This window comes from Undibacterium sp. GrIS 1.8 (assembly GCF_040544445.1).
Taxonomy (GTDB): domain Bacteria; phylum Pseudomonadota; class Gammaproteobacteria; order Burkholderiales; family Burkholderiaceae_D; genus Undibacterium.
Genome location: NZ_JBEONQ010000006.1, coordinates 83,981 through 99,379, shown reverse-complemented (window position 1 = coordinate 99,379; position 15,399 = coordinate 83,981). Strand labels below are relative to the sequence as shown.

The window sequence follows — 15,399 nt, the reverse complement described above, 5'->3', positions numbered from 1 at the left end:
CATTCCTGGAGTTGGCGCCGGGAATTTTATGGCGCCTTTTGTGGCAAGCACAGCGTGAAGTGCGCACCCGTGTCCAGACTGCTATGGATGCTGATGCGCCCACCTAGCACACCCGTTACCAGGTTGTAGACAATATAAAGTCCTAGTCCACTGCCGCCTTGTCCTAGCTTGGTCGTAAAAAATGGATCAAACAAATGCACCTGAGTTTCTGCCGTCATGCCATGTCCGTTATCTTGATAATCCAATATAATTTCTTCATTCAGCAATTGCGCTTTAATTGAAATATGTCCTTTTTCTATATGCTCAAATCCATGCAGTAAAGAGTTGGAAGTCAAATTAGTAATGATCTGTTCTATCGGGCCAGGGTAACTATCAAGTTGAATTTTTTCCGGGATATCGATCTCGACGACATGACTCGTGCGCTTTAGCATTGGCAGCAGTGTTGTCATCACTTCTTGCACTGTTGATTCCAGATCAAACGAACGGCGCCGGGCACTCGATTGATCCACTGCGACTTGCTTGAAATCAGAAATTAGCTTGGCGCTACGAATTGCATTGTGTTCTATCATCTTGCCAGCTTCATGCATGAGTGTGGCAGACTGTATTGCCTCACTTTTTCGTAATCCACCGCCATTGAGTTTATCTAAAAAGCTACTGGTTTCGTCTTTGAGGGTGGATGCGATTGTGACGATATTGCCGATCGGTGTATTCAGTTCATGAGCAATGCCTGCAACCAGATTCCCCAGCGCCGCGAGCTTTTCAGACTGGATTAAATGCTTCATCGCTTGCTGTAATTCTTCGGTGCGTTCTAGTACACGACTCTCCAGCGCAAGGTTTAATTGTTCTAATGCGATTTTGGTTTTTTCTAGTTCAGTAATATCTAAAATTGCACCGATCATTCCATCAACAATACCGAATTGGTTTTTATACACTGCACGGTGAAAGATCACATGTTTAACTTCATTAAAATAGTCGTCAAGGTGTAATTGGAAAACTTGTTTTTCATACTTCTGGTATAGCTCTTGATCTTTCTCCTCATACAGCTTGACTCGGTTCGGCTCTAGCCAGTCAGTCATTTTTTTATTAATAATTTTTTCACGGGTGAGTCCCGTCATCGTGATGAACGCGTCATTACAACCCAGATAGATACCATCTTTATTTTTATAGAAAATGGGGATTGGCATTGCGTCTAATAAGGCTTCGAGAAAATTCCGCTCTTTTAAAATCGCTTCTTCGGCAGCTTTACGTTCTGTGATATCAGTGATATTGCAACGGATGAGTCGTGTATTTTGCGGACTTGGCAGCCTCACCAGATGTAGCTCACATGGGAATTTTGTACCATCAGAGCGCACGCACTTCAATTCAAAACGAAGGTCTGGCCCAATCAATGATTCATTAAAATAGCCGACAATCGTACTCGTCAGATCCTTTCCGTCATTATCTTTAGTCGAGACGAGTTTGATCGGGCTAAGCTTTAGCAAATCTGCGTGCTGGTAGCGAAAAAGTTGTAGGGCATTACGATTGACATCGATAAAGCGATTCTTGTCAGCGTCTAAAACCAGCATCGCCTCCGGCGCGTGATCTATCAGGGTTCTGTATGTCGCCTCGCTATTACGCAAGGCGATTTCAGCTAGTTTGCGCTCGGTCATATCGGTTAGCGTTTCTAAGGCGCCAATCATCTGACCATCTTCATCCAACAAAGGCACCGCGGTGAACTGTAGCCATTTTCCAGTATCACCAACAACGTCAATCAGCTTTAAAAAAGCTTCCGTTTCGATGCCACCGATCACGACTTTGCTGTGCAAAACTGGGTTCTTATAATGTGTTTGGATCTCATCCATCGTCGCATTATTCAGCACAAAGTCAGCCAGGCAAGGCCTTGGCTCAAGATAAAAACCTCGCCATGTGTGATCTGATCCGACAATCTCGTTCGCGTTGGTGTTTGTCATTTGCTCCAGCAAGGTGTTCCATTGCGTCACCTTATGGTTCTTATCAATAGTGAATAAGGCAATCGGTAGATTTTTATAGGTCCGCTGCATTTGTTGCTCTATGGCGTTAGCGCGGGCAACAGCGAGTTTGCGCTCGGTAATATCTCTGGCGGAAGCCACTGATCGCTGCTTTCCTTCCAGCTCTTCTATGTGTAATGACACCTCTACCCAAAACAGATGACCATCGGCATGTTTGGCGTGCCATTCAAATAATTGCGGACCTTCATTAATCGCTTTTGCTAACCAGTAGACCGCTTCTGCTTCTGTATATGGTGCGACATCAGAACTGGTATTTTTGATGTTGAGCGCGGCTACGTCTTCTGCTGCAAATCCATATAGCTCAGTAAAGCGGTGGTTGACATCAATTAACTTACCGGTTTCCATGTCTCGGATAACAATCGCCTCACTACTAAAGTTGAATAGCTCACGATAATTGCGCTCACTTTTTTGTAGTTCTCGTTGGCTGCGTTTTTTAGTTTGCAGCACAAATAGAAGCAAAATAAGCATCACTAAAAAGCCAACCATTAACGGCACTGTGATGCTGAAAAAAAGCGGTGGCGAGTCCGCAATTGATGGAACTTTGTGGGGGCTAGAATTGCTGTTAGTTAAGGCGCTATCCACGCTGTCAGTGCTTGGTTTGGTCGCGCCAGTAGCGGAATTTTGAGTCGAGAATAGTGGCGTTGACCCGAGATTTTTTAGACTTGGTAAGCTGTCAATCTTGGCATTGAGATGGGCGTATTTGCCTAAAGTTAACATAATGCTTGGGTTGACTTCAGTTGCCTCAGTGTGATGTGAGTACAACGCAAAAAAAATAAAACACAGTATAAGTTTTGCCGTCCAGGATGTGACGAGCCTCGTTTGCCATAAAATTTTACAGCGCGTGTGGAGCATGCCTGGATTGTTGAGTAGGGCCATTTTTGCCTAGAATTAGACAGTCTGAGCTAAGACCGCAGAGATTATTTAATGGGATATTTTTCTCGCTGATCGAATCATCAATATACCTAAAAAGGACGACATTCGGTATTTTTAAGATTGAATTAGTTGTTTTTAAAAAAAGCTGACTAATTTCTTTCTTATGCCTATGGCCAAATATATCTAATGTCGGCGATTCCTCATAAAATATCGGCTAATGGTAATTGATAGGTAATCCGAGTATTGCCGTAACAGCAGCATTGATAAATGCTGACAAAAAAACTAAAGAAGAACGCAAAAAATGGATATTCCGAACAAGCAGCTTGTGAACAAACTGGGTTTCGCCGGGCTCATTCCCTTTTGTTTGTTAAGCTTGGCATGCTGGATTGTGCATCCTGACTGGTTGGGTTATTTCATCAAAGCTCAGCTATCTTATGGCGTTGCGATTTTGTCTTTTTTGGGCGGTTTACACTGGGGCATTGCTTTAATGTCGAAAAATTTAAATCCTGCAGATACCCGCAAAGCTTTGTTGTGGGGCGTTATCCCTTCCATGATTGCCTGGTGTTCTATGGTTAACGTTGGCGTTGGTTTTTTAGTACAAATTATTGGTTTTGTGGTCGCCTATCAGTTCGACAAGCAGCTCTATCTTCGTTATGAACTACCCATATGGTTTATCGCATTACGCTTAAAATTAACGGGCGTTGTGGTTGCCGCACTCGCTTTTACTTTTATTGCGGCAAATGTACGCTGAAAAAATAAGTGGCGACAAAACCAGTAGCGATGTCAGGGGGAATAATGCGTATGAGAAATATAATTAAAAATAGGATCGTTGTGAAGAATAAAGAGTCCACATCAGCAAGCGCAATCAAGTACAGCATTGTCCCCAAAGATTTAGCTGGTCATCTATACCAAGTCAGCCTACAAATAAGTCAGCCTGATCCTGCGGGGCAGATTGTGATGTTACCCGCCTGGATACCCGGTAGCTATATGGTGCGTGAATTCTCGCGCAATATTGTGCAACTGCAAGCACATAGCGCAGGTAAAAAAATTGCCGTCAAAAAACTCGACAAACATACATGGCAAGCCGCTGCCTGTGATGGCGTCTTGACCTTGGAGTACGAGGTCTATGCATGGGATTTGTCGGTCCGTGCAGCGCATCTGGATCAGCAACATGGTTTTTACAACGGCACTAGCGTATTTTTGCAGGTGCTGGGACAAGAGATGTCGCCGCATATTGTGGACATCCAGCGCGCTGATGATGCCGCTTGCAAGACCTGGCGCGTTGCCACATCGCTGCCTGAATTAAAAGCAAAACGCTACGGCTTTGGCACTTATATCGCCGCCAACTATGACGAGCTGATTGATCATCCGGTAGAGATGGGCAATTTTGCTTTGGCGAGTTTTGAGGCGCATGGTGTGCCGCATGATTTTGTCGTGACAGGCACCGTACCCAATATCGATTTGCAACGCATCACCGCAGACGTAAAAAAAATCTGCGAAACTCAAATTGCTTTTTTTGAGCCCAAGACCAAACGTGCACCGATGGATCGCTATGTGTTTATGACCATGGCTGTGGGTGACGGTTATGGCGGTCTTGAGCATCGCGCATCGACTGCGCTGATTTGTAATCGTAGCGATTTGCCAGCTAAGCACCAGACCGAAATAACTGATGGCTACCAGAACTTTTTGGGTCTGTGCAGTCATGAATATTTCCATACTTGGAATGTCAAACGTATTAAGCCCGCAGCATTTGCCCACTACGATTTAAGGCAAGAAAATTACACCAGCCTGCTATGGCTGTTTGAGGGTTTTACCAGCTATTACGATGATCTGATGTTGGTACGTTCTGGCTTAATCAGCGAGGCTAGTTACTTTAAGCTGGTTTCTAAAACCATCAACATGGTCATGCGAGGATCGGGTCGTAAAAAACAAAGCGTGGCCGAATCTAGTTTTGATGCCTGGACCAAATATTATCGCCAGGATGAGAATTCACCCAACGCGATTGTCAGCTATTACACCAAAGGCTCACTGGTCGGACTGGCACTCGATCTGACAATCCGTATCGAGACTGCGGGGAAAAAATCGCTGGACGATTTGATGCGCGCACTATGGCAAAAATTTGGACGTGATTTCTATCAAAAGACAGCGTTAGGTCAGCAACAAGGTCTGGGCGAAAACGAGATTGAGGCGATCATACAACAAGCAACTGGCATCAATGCCAAGCGCTTCTTAGATCGTTACGTGCGCGGTACGGAAGATTTGCCGCTATCTAAATTATTTGAAGATTTTGGGGTCGTCCTCAACGATGGCAGCAAGTCTGCAAAAATAGTCAAACCAGTGCTGGGTGTACGTACCGGCAAAGACGGCAATGACTGCAAACTAGTTAATGTATACGAAGGTCGCGCTGCACACCGTGCAGGATTGTCCGCAGGAGATGTGCTGATCGCCATCAACGGTTTGCGGGTCAGCGCCGCCGATGCCGCAGATGGTCTGACGAATGCATTGAGTCGCTACAGCGTCGGCGACACCGTGCAATTGCATGTGTTCCGCCGTGACGAGCTAATGCTGGTCCAGGCCAAGTTGCAGTCAGATGATGTACCAGCCTTAGCACTGGCTTTGGAAGAGCACAGCAAAGCTGTATTGCAGACAAAACGACCCAGCTATCAGCGTGTAGTGAAGGCTTAATTTCTGAGGCTTGATATAAGATACTAGGTGGTAGTACCTTAATTACTAAGGCAGATGTCCATAACTTAATTGGACATCTGCCTTTATTTTATGGATACTCCCATTAAATACTTATTTTCTTTGCCCCATAAAATTCTAAAGAGTTTACTGCTTGATTTTTATGTTTGACTGCGATCTCACACGCCAGAGCTGTCAATAGCGACTGTTATCAAGCTGCTAGTGAGCTCATTTCTGCGTTGAAATGACTACACTAAACGCTGCCAAATCGCTGTAGTCGCCGCTGCTTGATTTAGCGAATAAAAATGCAAGCCAGGTGCACCGCCCGCCAGCAAGCGTTCGCACAAGTTCGTTACCACATCCAGGCCAAAGGCTTTAATCGAGGCCGTGTCATCGCCGAAGCTGGCTAGTTTTAAGCGTACCCAACGTGGGATTTCTGCGCCGCACATTTCTGAGAATCGCATCAGCTGGCTGCTGTTCGTAATTGGCATGATGCCAGCTACGATCGGTGCGGTGACACCCGCTTTTTGTGCCAGTTCTACAAACTGAAAGTAGGCATCAGGATTGTAAAAATATTGGGTGATCGCCGCATTTGCACCAGCGTTCATCTTGCGCACAAAACTTTGCAAATCATCTTGTGGCGAGCGTGCTTGAGGGTGCATTTCTGGATAAGCGGCAACTTCGATATGGAACCAGTCACCGGTTTCTGCACGAATAAATTCCACCAACTCATTGGCATAACGGAACTCACCTGCTGCACCATAACCGCTGGGTAAATCGCCACGTAAGGCGACCAGACGATGGATGTCATTGGCCTGATATTGTTTGAGAATATCGCGGATAGAATCGCGGGTGCCGCCGACGCAAGACAGATGTGGTGCTGCTGCATAACCTTCTTTGCGTATATCGATCACTGTATCCAGCGTACCTTGTTGCGTGGTACCGCCAGCGCCAAAGGTGACTGAGAAATATTTAGGTTGCAACTCTGCCAGTTTGGCACGTGTAACACGCAATTTTTCTGCGCCTTCCGCTGTTTTGGGCGGGAAAAATTCGATACTAAAATTGTGCTCAGACATTATTTTTTAAACAGTAAGGTGGAGAGCGTCCAAGAGATCACGCTATATAACAATGCGCCACCCACAGCTGACCAGAAACCAGCGACATGGAAACCATCAACTAAATTGGCGACACCCCAGAACATCAGACCATTGATGATGAAGATGAACAGGCCAAGCGTCAGCACAGTGACTGGCAGTGTCAAAATCAGCAGAATAGGGCGGATGATGGCATTCACAAAACCCAATACCAAGGCAACAATCAGTGCGGTAACAAAGCTGTCAATCGACACCGAGTGCATAAGGTAGGGTAGGGCAAGTAAGGCGAGGCCGTTGATGATCCAGGTGGCTAGCAGGCGCATGGGTTCTCCAGTGTGATGGCGTTTGAGAGGGAAATACTGCGGTAAATGCCCCTCCCCCCTAAAGCGGGAGATGGGCTTTCATTCTACCAAGCCTGCTGATTAATAACGATATTGCTCTGGCTTGTAAGGGCCATTTTTGCTGACGCCGATATATGCTGCTTGCTCATCTGTCAGCTCACTCAACTGCGCATTAAGTTTTTTCAATTGCAGGCGAGCGACTTTTTCATCCAGATGTTTTGGCAATGTGTAGACGCCAACCGGATACTTGTCATTGTTTAAGAACAGTTCGATTTGTGCGATGGTTTGATTCGCAAAAGAAGAACTCATCACATACGATGGATGACCAGTGCCGCAACCCAGATTGACCAGACGACCTTCGGCCAGCAAGATAATGCGACGACCGCTAGGGAAGATCACGTGATCGACTTGTGGCTTGATGTTTTCCCAGGTGTATTGCTTGAGTGCGGCGACGTCGATTTCATTGTCGAAGTGGCCGATGTTGCAGACAATTGCCTGATCTTTCATCTTCAGCATGTGAGCATGGCTGATGACGTGGTAATTACCGGTCGTCGTCACGAAAATATCACCGTGTTCCGCTGCATATTCCATCGTCACAACACGATAGCCTTCCATTGCTGCTTGCAATGCACAGATAGGATCGATTTCTGTGACCCAGACTTGTGCAGACAGTGCACGCATTGCTTGCGCTGAACCTTTGCCCACGTCACCATAGCCAGCGATCACTGCTACCTTACCGGCGATCATGACGTCAGTTGCGCGCTTGATGCCATCGACTAAAGATTCACGGCAACCGTACAAATTGTCGAACTTGGATTTAGTGACGGAATCATTGACGTTGATCGCTGGGAAGGCGAGTTTGCCTTCTTTGTGCATCTGGTACAAACGGTGCACACCAGTAGTCGTTTCTTCTGTCACGCCTTTGATTGCTGCCAGACGTTTGGAGTACCAGGTAGCATCAGTTGCAAGCTTGGATTTGATGGCATTGAAGAGGCAGATTTCTTCTTCTGACCCCGGGTTTGCCAGAACAGAAATATCTTTCTCTGCACGTGTACCGAGGTGCAGCAACAATGTTGCGTCGCCGCCGTCATCCAAAATCATGTTGGAATAACCACCGTCAGTCCAGTCAAAAATACGGTGTGTGAAATCCCAGTATTCATCCAGATTTTCGCCTTTAAATGCGAATACCGGCGTGCCACCCGCAGCGATTGCAGCAGCAGCGTGATCTTGCGTGGAGTAAATATTGCAGGAAGCCCAGCGTACTTGTGCGCCGAGTGCATTTAGCGTTTCGATCAGTACCGCAGTCTGGATTGTCATATGCAGGGAGCCAGTAATGCGCGCACCTTTTAATGGCTGGCTGGCAGCGAATTCTTCACGAATTGCCATCAGGCCTGGCATTTCTGTTTCTGCGATCTGGATTTCTTTGCGACCCCAGCTAGCTAAGCTGATATCGGCGACGAAAAAGTCTTGAGTGGATTTTGCTGCTGAGTTTGAAACAGGTGTGGCGGCTGCGGTAGTCATGGTGGTGGCGTTCATCACGCCCTCCTTTCTAAGTGAAAAAAGTAACGTGAGCGCAGTTGCAGTGTTGATCATCCAAGCCTGGCGAAATAGCAAGATTTCGTCGCAACGCTCCTCGGATTGGCTGAAGTATAGCGCACTTGGAATGCCACGTCTGTACTTTGCGCTGCCAGTTGCGGGTCAGTTTGACGGTGCTGATGTCACAATTTTAAGAAAAATAATTGTCGATAAGCTTGGTGATCAGTTTATAGTCTAGGTCGGCGGCGATTCAGAATTGTGTTTTGGCGCAGGAGGCGTTGAGGGAATATATTTCGATGGGTATTAATCCAAAGACACTGGATTTTTGCCTCTGATTCATTCTATTCATGCGTGATGCATCGCAACATCAAAAATCTAATTGACCTGCTATATTGTTTTAATTGATCGACGACTGAAAATTTTGCTATGACGACCCAACAGCCATCTTTACCTGCTCAATCTCCCTCGCTCATTGCGCGTTGGATCTGGCCGCTGCGCTTTTTTTTGATCCTGTTGGTGCCGATGTCTTTGTTTGATGCCTGGCGATTTGGTCGTGCTCTGGAGATGCCGAATCTATTTGCGTTCTGGCCTTTTTTTGTGATGTATGGGGTTTTGAGTCTGATCGATTATGTGGTTGGTCAAGATACCTCACAGCCTGAGGAGAACGTGCGCCATATAGCTCTGTATCGGTGGATTGCGCTGGCTGCATTGCCGGTGCAATTGTTGTCGCTGTGGTGGGGTTTGCATGTGTTCACGACGACGGATTTTAATTGGATCGGCAAGCTAGGCTGGATCTTTTCAGTCGGTGCCGTATCGGGGATTTTGGCGATCACCGTTGCGCATGAGTTGGTCCATAAACCAACGCGCTTAGAGCAGTGGGTTGGTGGCATCTTGTTGTCTTCCGTCTGTTATGGCGGATTTAAAATTGAGCACGTATATGGACATCATGTGAACGTATCTACCCCTAAGGACGCGTCGTCTGCCAAGTTATGGCAAACGGTGTATGGCTTTATTCCACAAGCGGTCTGGCACAACACTCTGAATGCCTGGCGACTCGAAAAAAATCGTCTTCAAAAACGTGGACTGTCAGCCTGGCGCAATGAGGTATTGCTTTGGTCTGCGGTATCTACTGTGTTTGCTGCGGCAGCGTTTTTACTCTTTGGTTGGGCTGGTGTGTGTTTTTTTGTCGGCCAGGCTGTCGTGGCGTTTTGTGAGCTGGAGGCGATCAATTACGTCGAGCATTACGGCCTGACCCGGCAACGCACTGATAACGGTTATGAGCGTGTTCGTCCAGAGCACTCATGGAATTCCAGCTATCGTTTGATGAACTGGTTTTTGATGAATCTGGCGCGGCATTCCGATCATCATGCCTACGCATCTCGACGCTACCAGGAGTTGCGCCATTTTGAAGAGGCACCGCAATTACCGGGCGGTTATGGGGCGATGGTGGTGCTGGCGTTTTGTCCGCCTTTATGGTTCCGGATTATTCATCCGCGGATTCCCGCGCATGTACGGCAAGCCGATGTCTGATGAGTTTTAGCAGGCGTTGGCCGGGCTTGTTTTGGGCGAGCTGACAAGGAAGGTAATGCAGAAGAAATTCATATACTCCCCATTAATTTTTTAAAATATAGCCTATTGTCCAGTAATCCTCTGGACAACTTAAAAATACATAGTGCAGTATATTGGCTGATCTAGTTTTGTCATTTGTGTTAAATGTAAAAAAAGAGCCAAATTAATTGGCTCTTTTTTGTGTTGACGGTTTGCTCAGCATTGTTGATTGCAACAATAGCAACCCGGTATTTTCCTGATTTGCTTAATGACCATCAAAATTACAAACGGTGTACAAAGGCATGCCGCTGGCCTGAATCAGTTTTGATCCTCCCAGTTCTGGCAAATCGACAATCACCGCACCTTCGATGACTTCTGCGCCCAGACGTTCTAACAGTTTTTTACCCGCCATCATAGTGCCGCCAGTGGCGATCAGATCATCGATCAGCACGACGCGGTCACCGGGTTTGCAGGCGTCGGAATGCAGTTCTACCGTGGCACTGCCGTATTCCAATTCATATTGCTCGGATACCGTGTGGAAGGGCAGTTTGCCTTTTTTGCGGATGGGCACAAAACCCAGATTGAGTTCATAAGCCAGCACCGATCCGATGATAAAACCACGGGCATCCAGACCAGCGACAACATCGAGTTTTTCATCCATATAGCGATGTACGAACATGTCGATCAGCACCCGGAATACTTTGGGATTCTGCAGCAATGGGGTGATGTCACGAAACATAACGCCTTGCTGTGGCCAGTTTTCCACAGTGCGGATATGTTCTTTAATATAGTCGGATGGATTGAACATCACAGCTTGCCTTCTTAAATGGGTTGAATGATGCAAATTGCCTAAGTAGCAATTGATGGAGCAAACAGAAAAATGCTCGCTATTTTAACAGCCGTTGCTCTGCTCTAGCGACAGCTTCTGCCGTACCTCGTACGACAATGACATCGCCTGCAAGCAGAATAATGTCCCTGCTTTTCCCTTGATCTTGTTCTAGTCGCGTCTTGCCACGGCGCACCGTTGTGACATCTACATCCAGATTCTCCAGATCTAATTTATCTAAGGTGTTACCGACGGCATTGGCGTGCTCACCCAGAACAATCGTGTGCAAACGGATTTGCATGTTTTCTGGTCCGTCCGCGGCATCACTGGCACCGTGGAAATAACCGCGCAACGATTCATAACGTTCTTCACGCGCAGCCTGCACCCGATGTACTACACGACGCAGCGGCACACCAAGCTGCACCAGGGCATGCGAGGCGAGCATCAGGCTGCCTTCCATCAGTTCTGGCACGACCTCGGTTGCACCGGCCTCGCGTAATTTATTGATGTCGCTATCGTCATGGCTACGTACAATCACTGGCAGGCTGGGATTAAGTTCTTGCACCAGATGCAAGATTTTTAATGCGGATTGAGTATCTTTGTAAGTAATCACCAATGAGGCGGCGCGTTTGATGCCGGCGGCGATCAGACTTTCGCGCCGTGCTGCATCACCATACGATACATTGGCACCGGCAGTCTGGGCTTCGCGGATGCGATCCGGGTCCAGATCGAGTGCGTAGTAATCAATATTTTCTTCAGTCAATACGCGTGCCAGACTTTGCCCGCTACGACCAAAACCAGCAACGATGACATGCCGCTTGGTGCTCATGGTGCGGGCAGCGATTTGGGTCAGTGCCAGCGACTGCATCATCCATTCGTTAGCGGACAACTTCATCACGATGGCGTCAGATTTGGCCAGAATAAAAGGCGATGCCAGCATCGACAACACCATTGACGCGAGTATTAATTGCAATAACAGCGGATCAAGCAGTTGCAAACCGCCAGCCTGATTTAATAAGACAAAGCCAAATTCTCCCGCCTGTGCCAAACCCAAACCAGTACGCAAGGCGACGCTGCCTGTGCTGCCAAATAGTTTGGCAAGACCGGTAATCAGTAAAAATTTGAGCAATACCGGTCCCAGCAGCAAGATCAAAACGAGTAGCGGATGCTCAAACACCAGGCGTAAATTTAACAGCATGCCGATGGTGATAAAAAATAAACCTAGCAAGACATCGCGGAAGGATTTGATGTCTTCTTCGACCTGATGCTTGTATTCAGTCTCTGAGATGAGCATGCCAGCGACAAAGGCACCCAGCGCCATGGATAAACCCGCGTGCTCAGTCAGCCATGCCGCACCTAGCGTGATCAACAACAGATTAAGCATGAAGAGTTCTTGCGAGCGGCGTTTGACGACGATGCTAAACCAGCCGCGTACTAGTTTTTGTCCAACAAATAACAGCAGAAACAAGACCAGAGCGGCTTTCCCGCTGGCCCATGCGAGAGCTTCAAACAAATTGCTGGAATGCGATGCCAGCGCCGGTACCAGGATCAGCAAAGGGACAAACGCCAGATCCTGAAACAATAAAATGCTGATAATTTGTCGGCCATGCGGGCTTTCCAGCTCCAGTTTTTCGGTCAGCATTTTAGAAACGATGGCGGTGGACGACATAGCCAGCGCACCGCCTAGCGCGAAGGCGGCTTCCCAACTGATATTAAAATGTTGAGGCAGCCAGTAAGATGCTGCTAATCCAATCCCCATGCTGCTGGCAATAGTGACCAGCACTTGCGCCAGACCCAGCCCGAACACAGTTCTGCGCATCGACATCAGTTTTGAGCGCGAAAACTCCAGCCCAATGGAAAACATTAAAAACACGACGCCAAATTCGGCCAGCTCATGCGTGGCCGCACTATCTTCTGCCAGCCCCAGACCAAACGGGCCGATCAAAATACCGACCACCAGATAACCCAGCATCGGAGGCAATTGCAGCATACGGAAAGCGACGACACCTAGAACGGAGGCGGCGAGTAAGAGGAGGGTAGTGTCAAGTGCGGTCATGCAAGCATTATTGCTTAGATGATCAAAAAAACGAACAATATTCACTGGCAAGCAACATATGCAAGCTTATGCAAACTGGCAGAGTTTTTGCTTAGCCAATTTCGTTTATACTCTCGGGATGAGCTCTATTAACTTTATCCCCACCCAAACTCCGGCGGACGTGTCGTCTAAGCTTTCTTCTAAACTTTCGACCAGCCTTGCGCCTGACGAAACCTTTGCCCGTCGTGCTTTGCTATTGGCAAGCGAGACTTTGCAGATCGAAGCAGACGCAATCAAGGTTCTGCAATCCCGACTTTCCGACGATTACGCGGCATTTGCCCTGGCTACTGATCTGCTACTGCACTGCCAGGGGCGGGTAGTTGTTTCTGGTATTGGCAAATCGGGCCATATTGCCCGTAAGATCGCTGCGACTTTCGCATCGACTGGAACGCCTGCTTTGTTTGTACATGCCGCCGAAGCTGCACACGGCGACTTAGGTATGGTGACGCCCCAAGATGTATTTATTGGTATCTCTTATTCAGGCGAAGCGTCGGAATTGATCGCGATTGCCCCTATCATCAAACGCCTAGGTGTCAAACTGATTACCTTGACTGGCAATCCGGTGTCGGGTTTGGCAAAACTGGCCGACGTGCATTTAAATGTGCATGTCGACAAAGAAGCTTGTCCGCTTAACCTCGCACCAACGGCCAGTACGACAGTCACACTGGCACTGGGCGATGCACTTGCTGTTGCGGTCTTGGATGCACGTGGTTTCCGTGAAGAAGATTTCGCCCGCTCCCACCCCGGTGGCGCGCTCGGTCGCCGTTTGTTGACACATGTCCGCGATGTGATGCGTAGCGGCGACGATATTCCTCAAGTGACGCCTGACACTAAGTTGACCGTTGCGCTGATGGAAATTACCAAAAAAGGCATGGCGATGACAGCCGTAGTCGATCATGAGCAGCGGGTAATCGGCGTATTTACCGATGGTGATTTACGTCGTTTGATGGAAAGTGTTCAGGACTTTACTAAAATTGTGATCGCGGATGTGATGCATAAAAATCCACGCAGCATTCGTGCGGAGCAGTTGGCAGTTGAAGCGGTTGAGGTAATGGAAACCCATAGAATTAATCAATTGTTGGTAGCGGATGAACATGGCAAATTAGTCGGCGCTCTGCATATTCATGACCTGACCCGCGCTAAGGTGATTTGATGACTGCAACGACAATGTTGAATTCAAATGCAGTTGCCAAGGCAGCTCAAGTCCAATTAATGATTTTTGATGTAGACGGTATTTTGACCAGTGGTAGCCTGCATTTTGGCCCTGATGGCGAAATGATGAAAAGCTTTAATGTGCTGGATGGTCAGGGAATTCGTTTGCTGCAACAAGCCGGTATTCAGACTGCCATCATCAGTGCGCGTCAGTCGCCTATTGTGGCGCGTCGTGCAGCAGATTTGGGGATTGTTCATTTGCGCCAGGGTATTCATGACAAACGGTCTGCTTTTCAAGAATTATGCGCTGAGTTGAAGGTCGAAGCAGAGCATTGCGGCTTTATCGGTGATGATGTAATTGACTTGCCGGTATTATCGCGGGTTGGTTTTGCCGCCAGCGTACCGAATGGACATGCCGAGGTACGTTGCCGTGTTGATTACATCACGCAGGTGAGTGGTGGCAATGGTGCGGTACGCGAAGTTTGTGATTTTATTTTGCGGGCGCAAGGTAAATACGACCAGGCCTTAGCGCCTTTTCTACTATGAAGTATATTTTTTCTGCAGATCGTTTCCGCGTCTGGGTAGGCATTATTATGCTCGGCGTAATTGCGATGGGTAGCTTTTGGGTGCTGCAAGTTTTACGCAAAAGTGATGAAGAAGGAAATATGCGCAGTGCTGCTCGTACCGATCCTGATTACTATGTGGAAAATTTTAATTTCATCCGTTTGTCGAACAAAGGACAGGCGAATTTTCATGTCACCGGTAGCCGGCTCACTCATAACCCGCAATATGATAATTTTGAAATTACACAACCCCGTATTAATAGTTTTGATAAAGATAAAACTCCTGTAACAGTACGTGCTGATCGCGGACTGGTAGAGCAAAAAACTGCACAACTTAGCGAGCAAGCTAAAGCACAAGTTGAGATTAATACCCAAAGTGACGAGATTCATCTGTATGACAATGTTCAGGTAGTAAGGCCTGAGAGTGATACTACAAAATACATGCAGTTAAATACCGATTATCTATTGTTGTTACCCGATCTGAATACGATGAAAACAGATCATCCCGTGACCTTGTATTCACAAAATTCAGAAACACATGCAGTTGGAATGACGGCGAATAATGAGACACAAGAGACTCAGTTACTAAGTCAGGTTCACATGCATTTTACTAAGCCAGGTGCGAAGTCAGGCACGAAGCAAAAAACATCTAATTAATCAAA

Annotated in this window: 13 protein-coding genes and 1 riboswitch; of the genes, 7 read left to right on the top strand and 6 right to left on the bottom strand. The window is 47.3% G+C overall.

Going from position 1 to position 15,399, the window contains the following annotated elements:
- Positions 1–26: 26 nt before the first annotated feature.
- Complete coding sequence (locus tag AAKU64_RS04470; RefSeq protein ID WP_354329685.1) at positions 27–2,495, bottom strand: PAS domain-containing sensor histidine kinase; 2,469 nt, start codon at positions 2,493–2,495, stop codon at positions 27–29.
- 31 nt (positions 2,496–2,526) lie between these two features.
- Here AAKU64_RS04470 and AAKU64_RS04465 point away from each other — a divergent pair, with 31 nt between their 5' ends.
- The 3 genes from AAKU64_RS04465 to AAKU64_RS04455 all read left to right on the top strand — a co-directional run bounded on the left by AAKU64_RS04465 (position 2,527) and on the right by AAKU64_RS04455 (position 5,585).
- Positions 2,527–2,652: a hypothetical protein gene (locus AAKU64_RS04465; RefSeq protein ID WP_354329683.1), complete on the top strand. Its 126-nt coding sequence runs from the start codon at positions 2,527–2,529 to the stop codon at positions 2,650–2,652.
- Between the two features lie 549 nt (positions 2,653–3,201).
- A complete protein-coding gene (locus tag AAKU64_RS04460) occupies positions 3,202–3,651 on the top strand; it encodes a DUF3429 domain-containing protein (protein ID WP_354329681.1) in 450 nt (149 codons plus the stop codon).
- Between the two features lie 50 nt (positions 3,652–3,701).
- Positions 3,702–5,585 carry a M61 family metallopeptidase gene (locus tag AAKU64_RS04455; RefSeq protein ID WP_354361531.1) on the top strand — a complete coding sequence of 628 codons (1,884 nt, stop codon included), beginning with the start codon at positions 3,702–3,704 and terminating at the stop codon, positions 5,583–5,585.
- A gap of 245 nt (positions 5,586–5,830) precedes the next feature.
- On the opposite strand, the gene metF is transcribed toward AAKU64_RS04455, so the two are convergent.
- The 3 genes from metF to ahcY form a co-directional block, all read right to left on the bottom strand.
- Positions 5,831–6,658, bottom strand: a complete 828-nt coding sequence (gene metF, locus AAKU64_RS04450; RefSeq protein WP_354329677.1) for a methylenetetrahydrofolate reductase [NAD(P)H] — start codon at positions 6,656–6,658, stop codon at positions 5,831–5,833.
- Positions 6,658–6,999 carry a phage holin family protein gene (locus AAKU64_RS04445; protein WP_322121166.1) on the bottom strand — a complete coding sequence of 114 codons (342 nt, stop codon included), beginning with the start codon at positions 6,997–6,999 and terminating at the stop codon, positions 6,658–6,660. Before AAKU64_RS04445 ends, metF begins: the two co-directional genes overlap by 1 nt.
- Positions 7,000–7,098: 99 nt before the next feature.
- Entirely contained in the window at positions 7,099–8,553 is a 1,455-nt protein-coding gene (gene ahcY, locus AAKU64_RS04440; protein ID WP_503012573.1) for an adenosylhomocysteinase, read from the bottom strand.
- Positions 8,554–8,579: 26 nt separating this feature from the next.
- Positions 8,580–8,658: riboswitch (S-adenosyl-L-homocysteine riboswitch) on the bottom strand.
- Between the two features lie 321 nt (positions 8,659–8,979).
- Here ahcY and AAKU64_RS04435 point away from each other — a divergent pair.
- Positions 8,980–10,083, top strand: coding sequence for an alkane 1-monooxygenase (locus AAKU64_RS04435; protein WP_354361529.1), 1,104 nt, complete (start codon positions 8,980–8,982; stop codon positions 10,081–10,083).
- A gap of 283 nt (positions 10,084–10,366) precedes the next feature.
- Here AAKU64_RS04435 and AAKU64_RS04430 read toward each other — a convergent pair whose 3' ends face one another.
- Both AAKU64_RS04430 and AAKU64_RS04425 read right to left on the bottom strand, forming a co-directional pair.
- Positions 10,367–10,909, bottom strand: coding sequence for an adenine phosphoribosyltransferase (locus AAKU64_RS04430; RefSeq protein ID WP_354329674.1), 543 nt, complete (start codon positions 10,907–10,909; stop codon positions 10,367–10,369).
- A gap of 79 nt (positions 10,910–10,988) precedes the next feature.
- Positions 10,989–12,983, bottom strand: coding sequence for a cation:proton antiporter domain-containing protein (locus AAKU64_RS04425; RefSeq protein WP_354329672.1), 1,995 nt, complete (start codon positions 12,981–12,983; stop codon positions 10,989–10,991).
- 118 nt (positions 12,984–13,101) lie between these two features.
- Between AAKU64_RS04425 and AAKU64_RS04420 the strand changes: the two genes are divergently transcribed.
- From AAKU64_RS04420 to lptC, 3 genes are read left to right on the top strand one after another with little or no spacing between them, the layout of a single operon-like run.
- On the top strand, positions 13,102–14,175 hold the full coding sequence (locus tag AAKU64_RS04420) for a KpsF/GutQ family sugar-phosphate isomerase (RefSeq protein ID WP_354329670.1): 1,074 nt from the start codon (positions 13,102–13,104) through the stop codon (positions 14,173–14,175).
- Complete coding sequence (locus tag AAKU64_RS04415; RefSeq protein ID WP_354329668.1) at positions 14,175–14,720, top strand: KdsC family phosphatase; 546 nt, start codon at positions 14,175–14,177, stop codon at positions 14,718–14,720. Before AAKU64_RS04420 ends, AAKU64_RS04415 begins: the two co-directional genes overlap by 1 nt.
- Entirely contained in the window at positions 14,717–15,394 is a 678-nt protein-coding gene (gene lptC, locus AAKU64_RS04410) for an LPS export ABC transporter periplasmic protein LptC (protein ID WP_354329666.1), read from the top strand. The genes AAKU64_RS04415 and lptC overlap by 4 nt, the downstream gene beginning before the upstream one ends.
- Positions 15,395–15,399 lie beyond the last annotated feature (5 nt).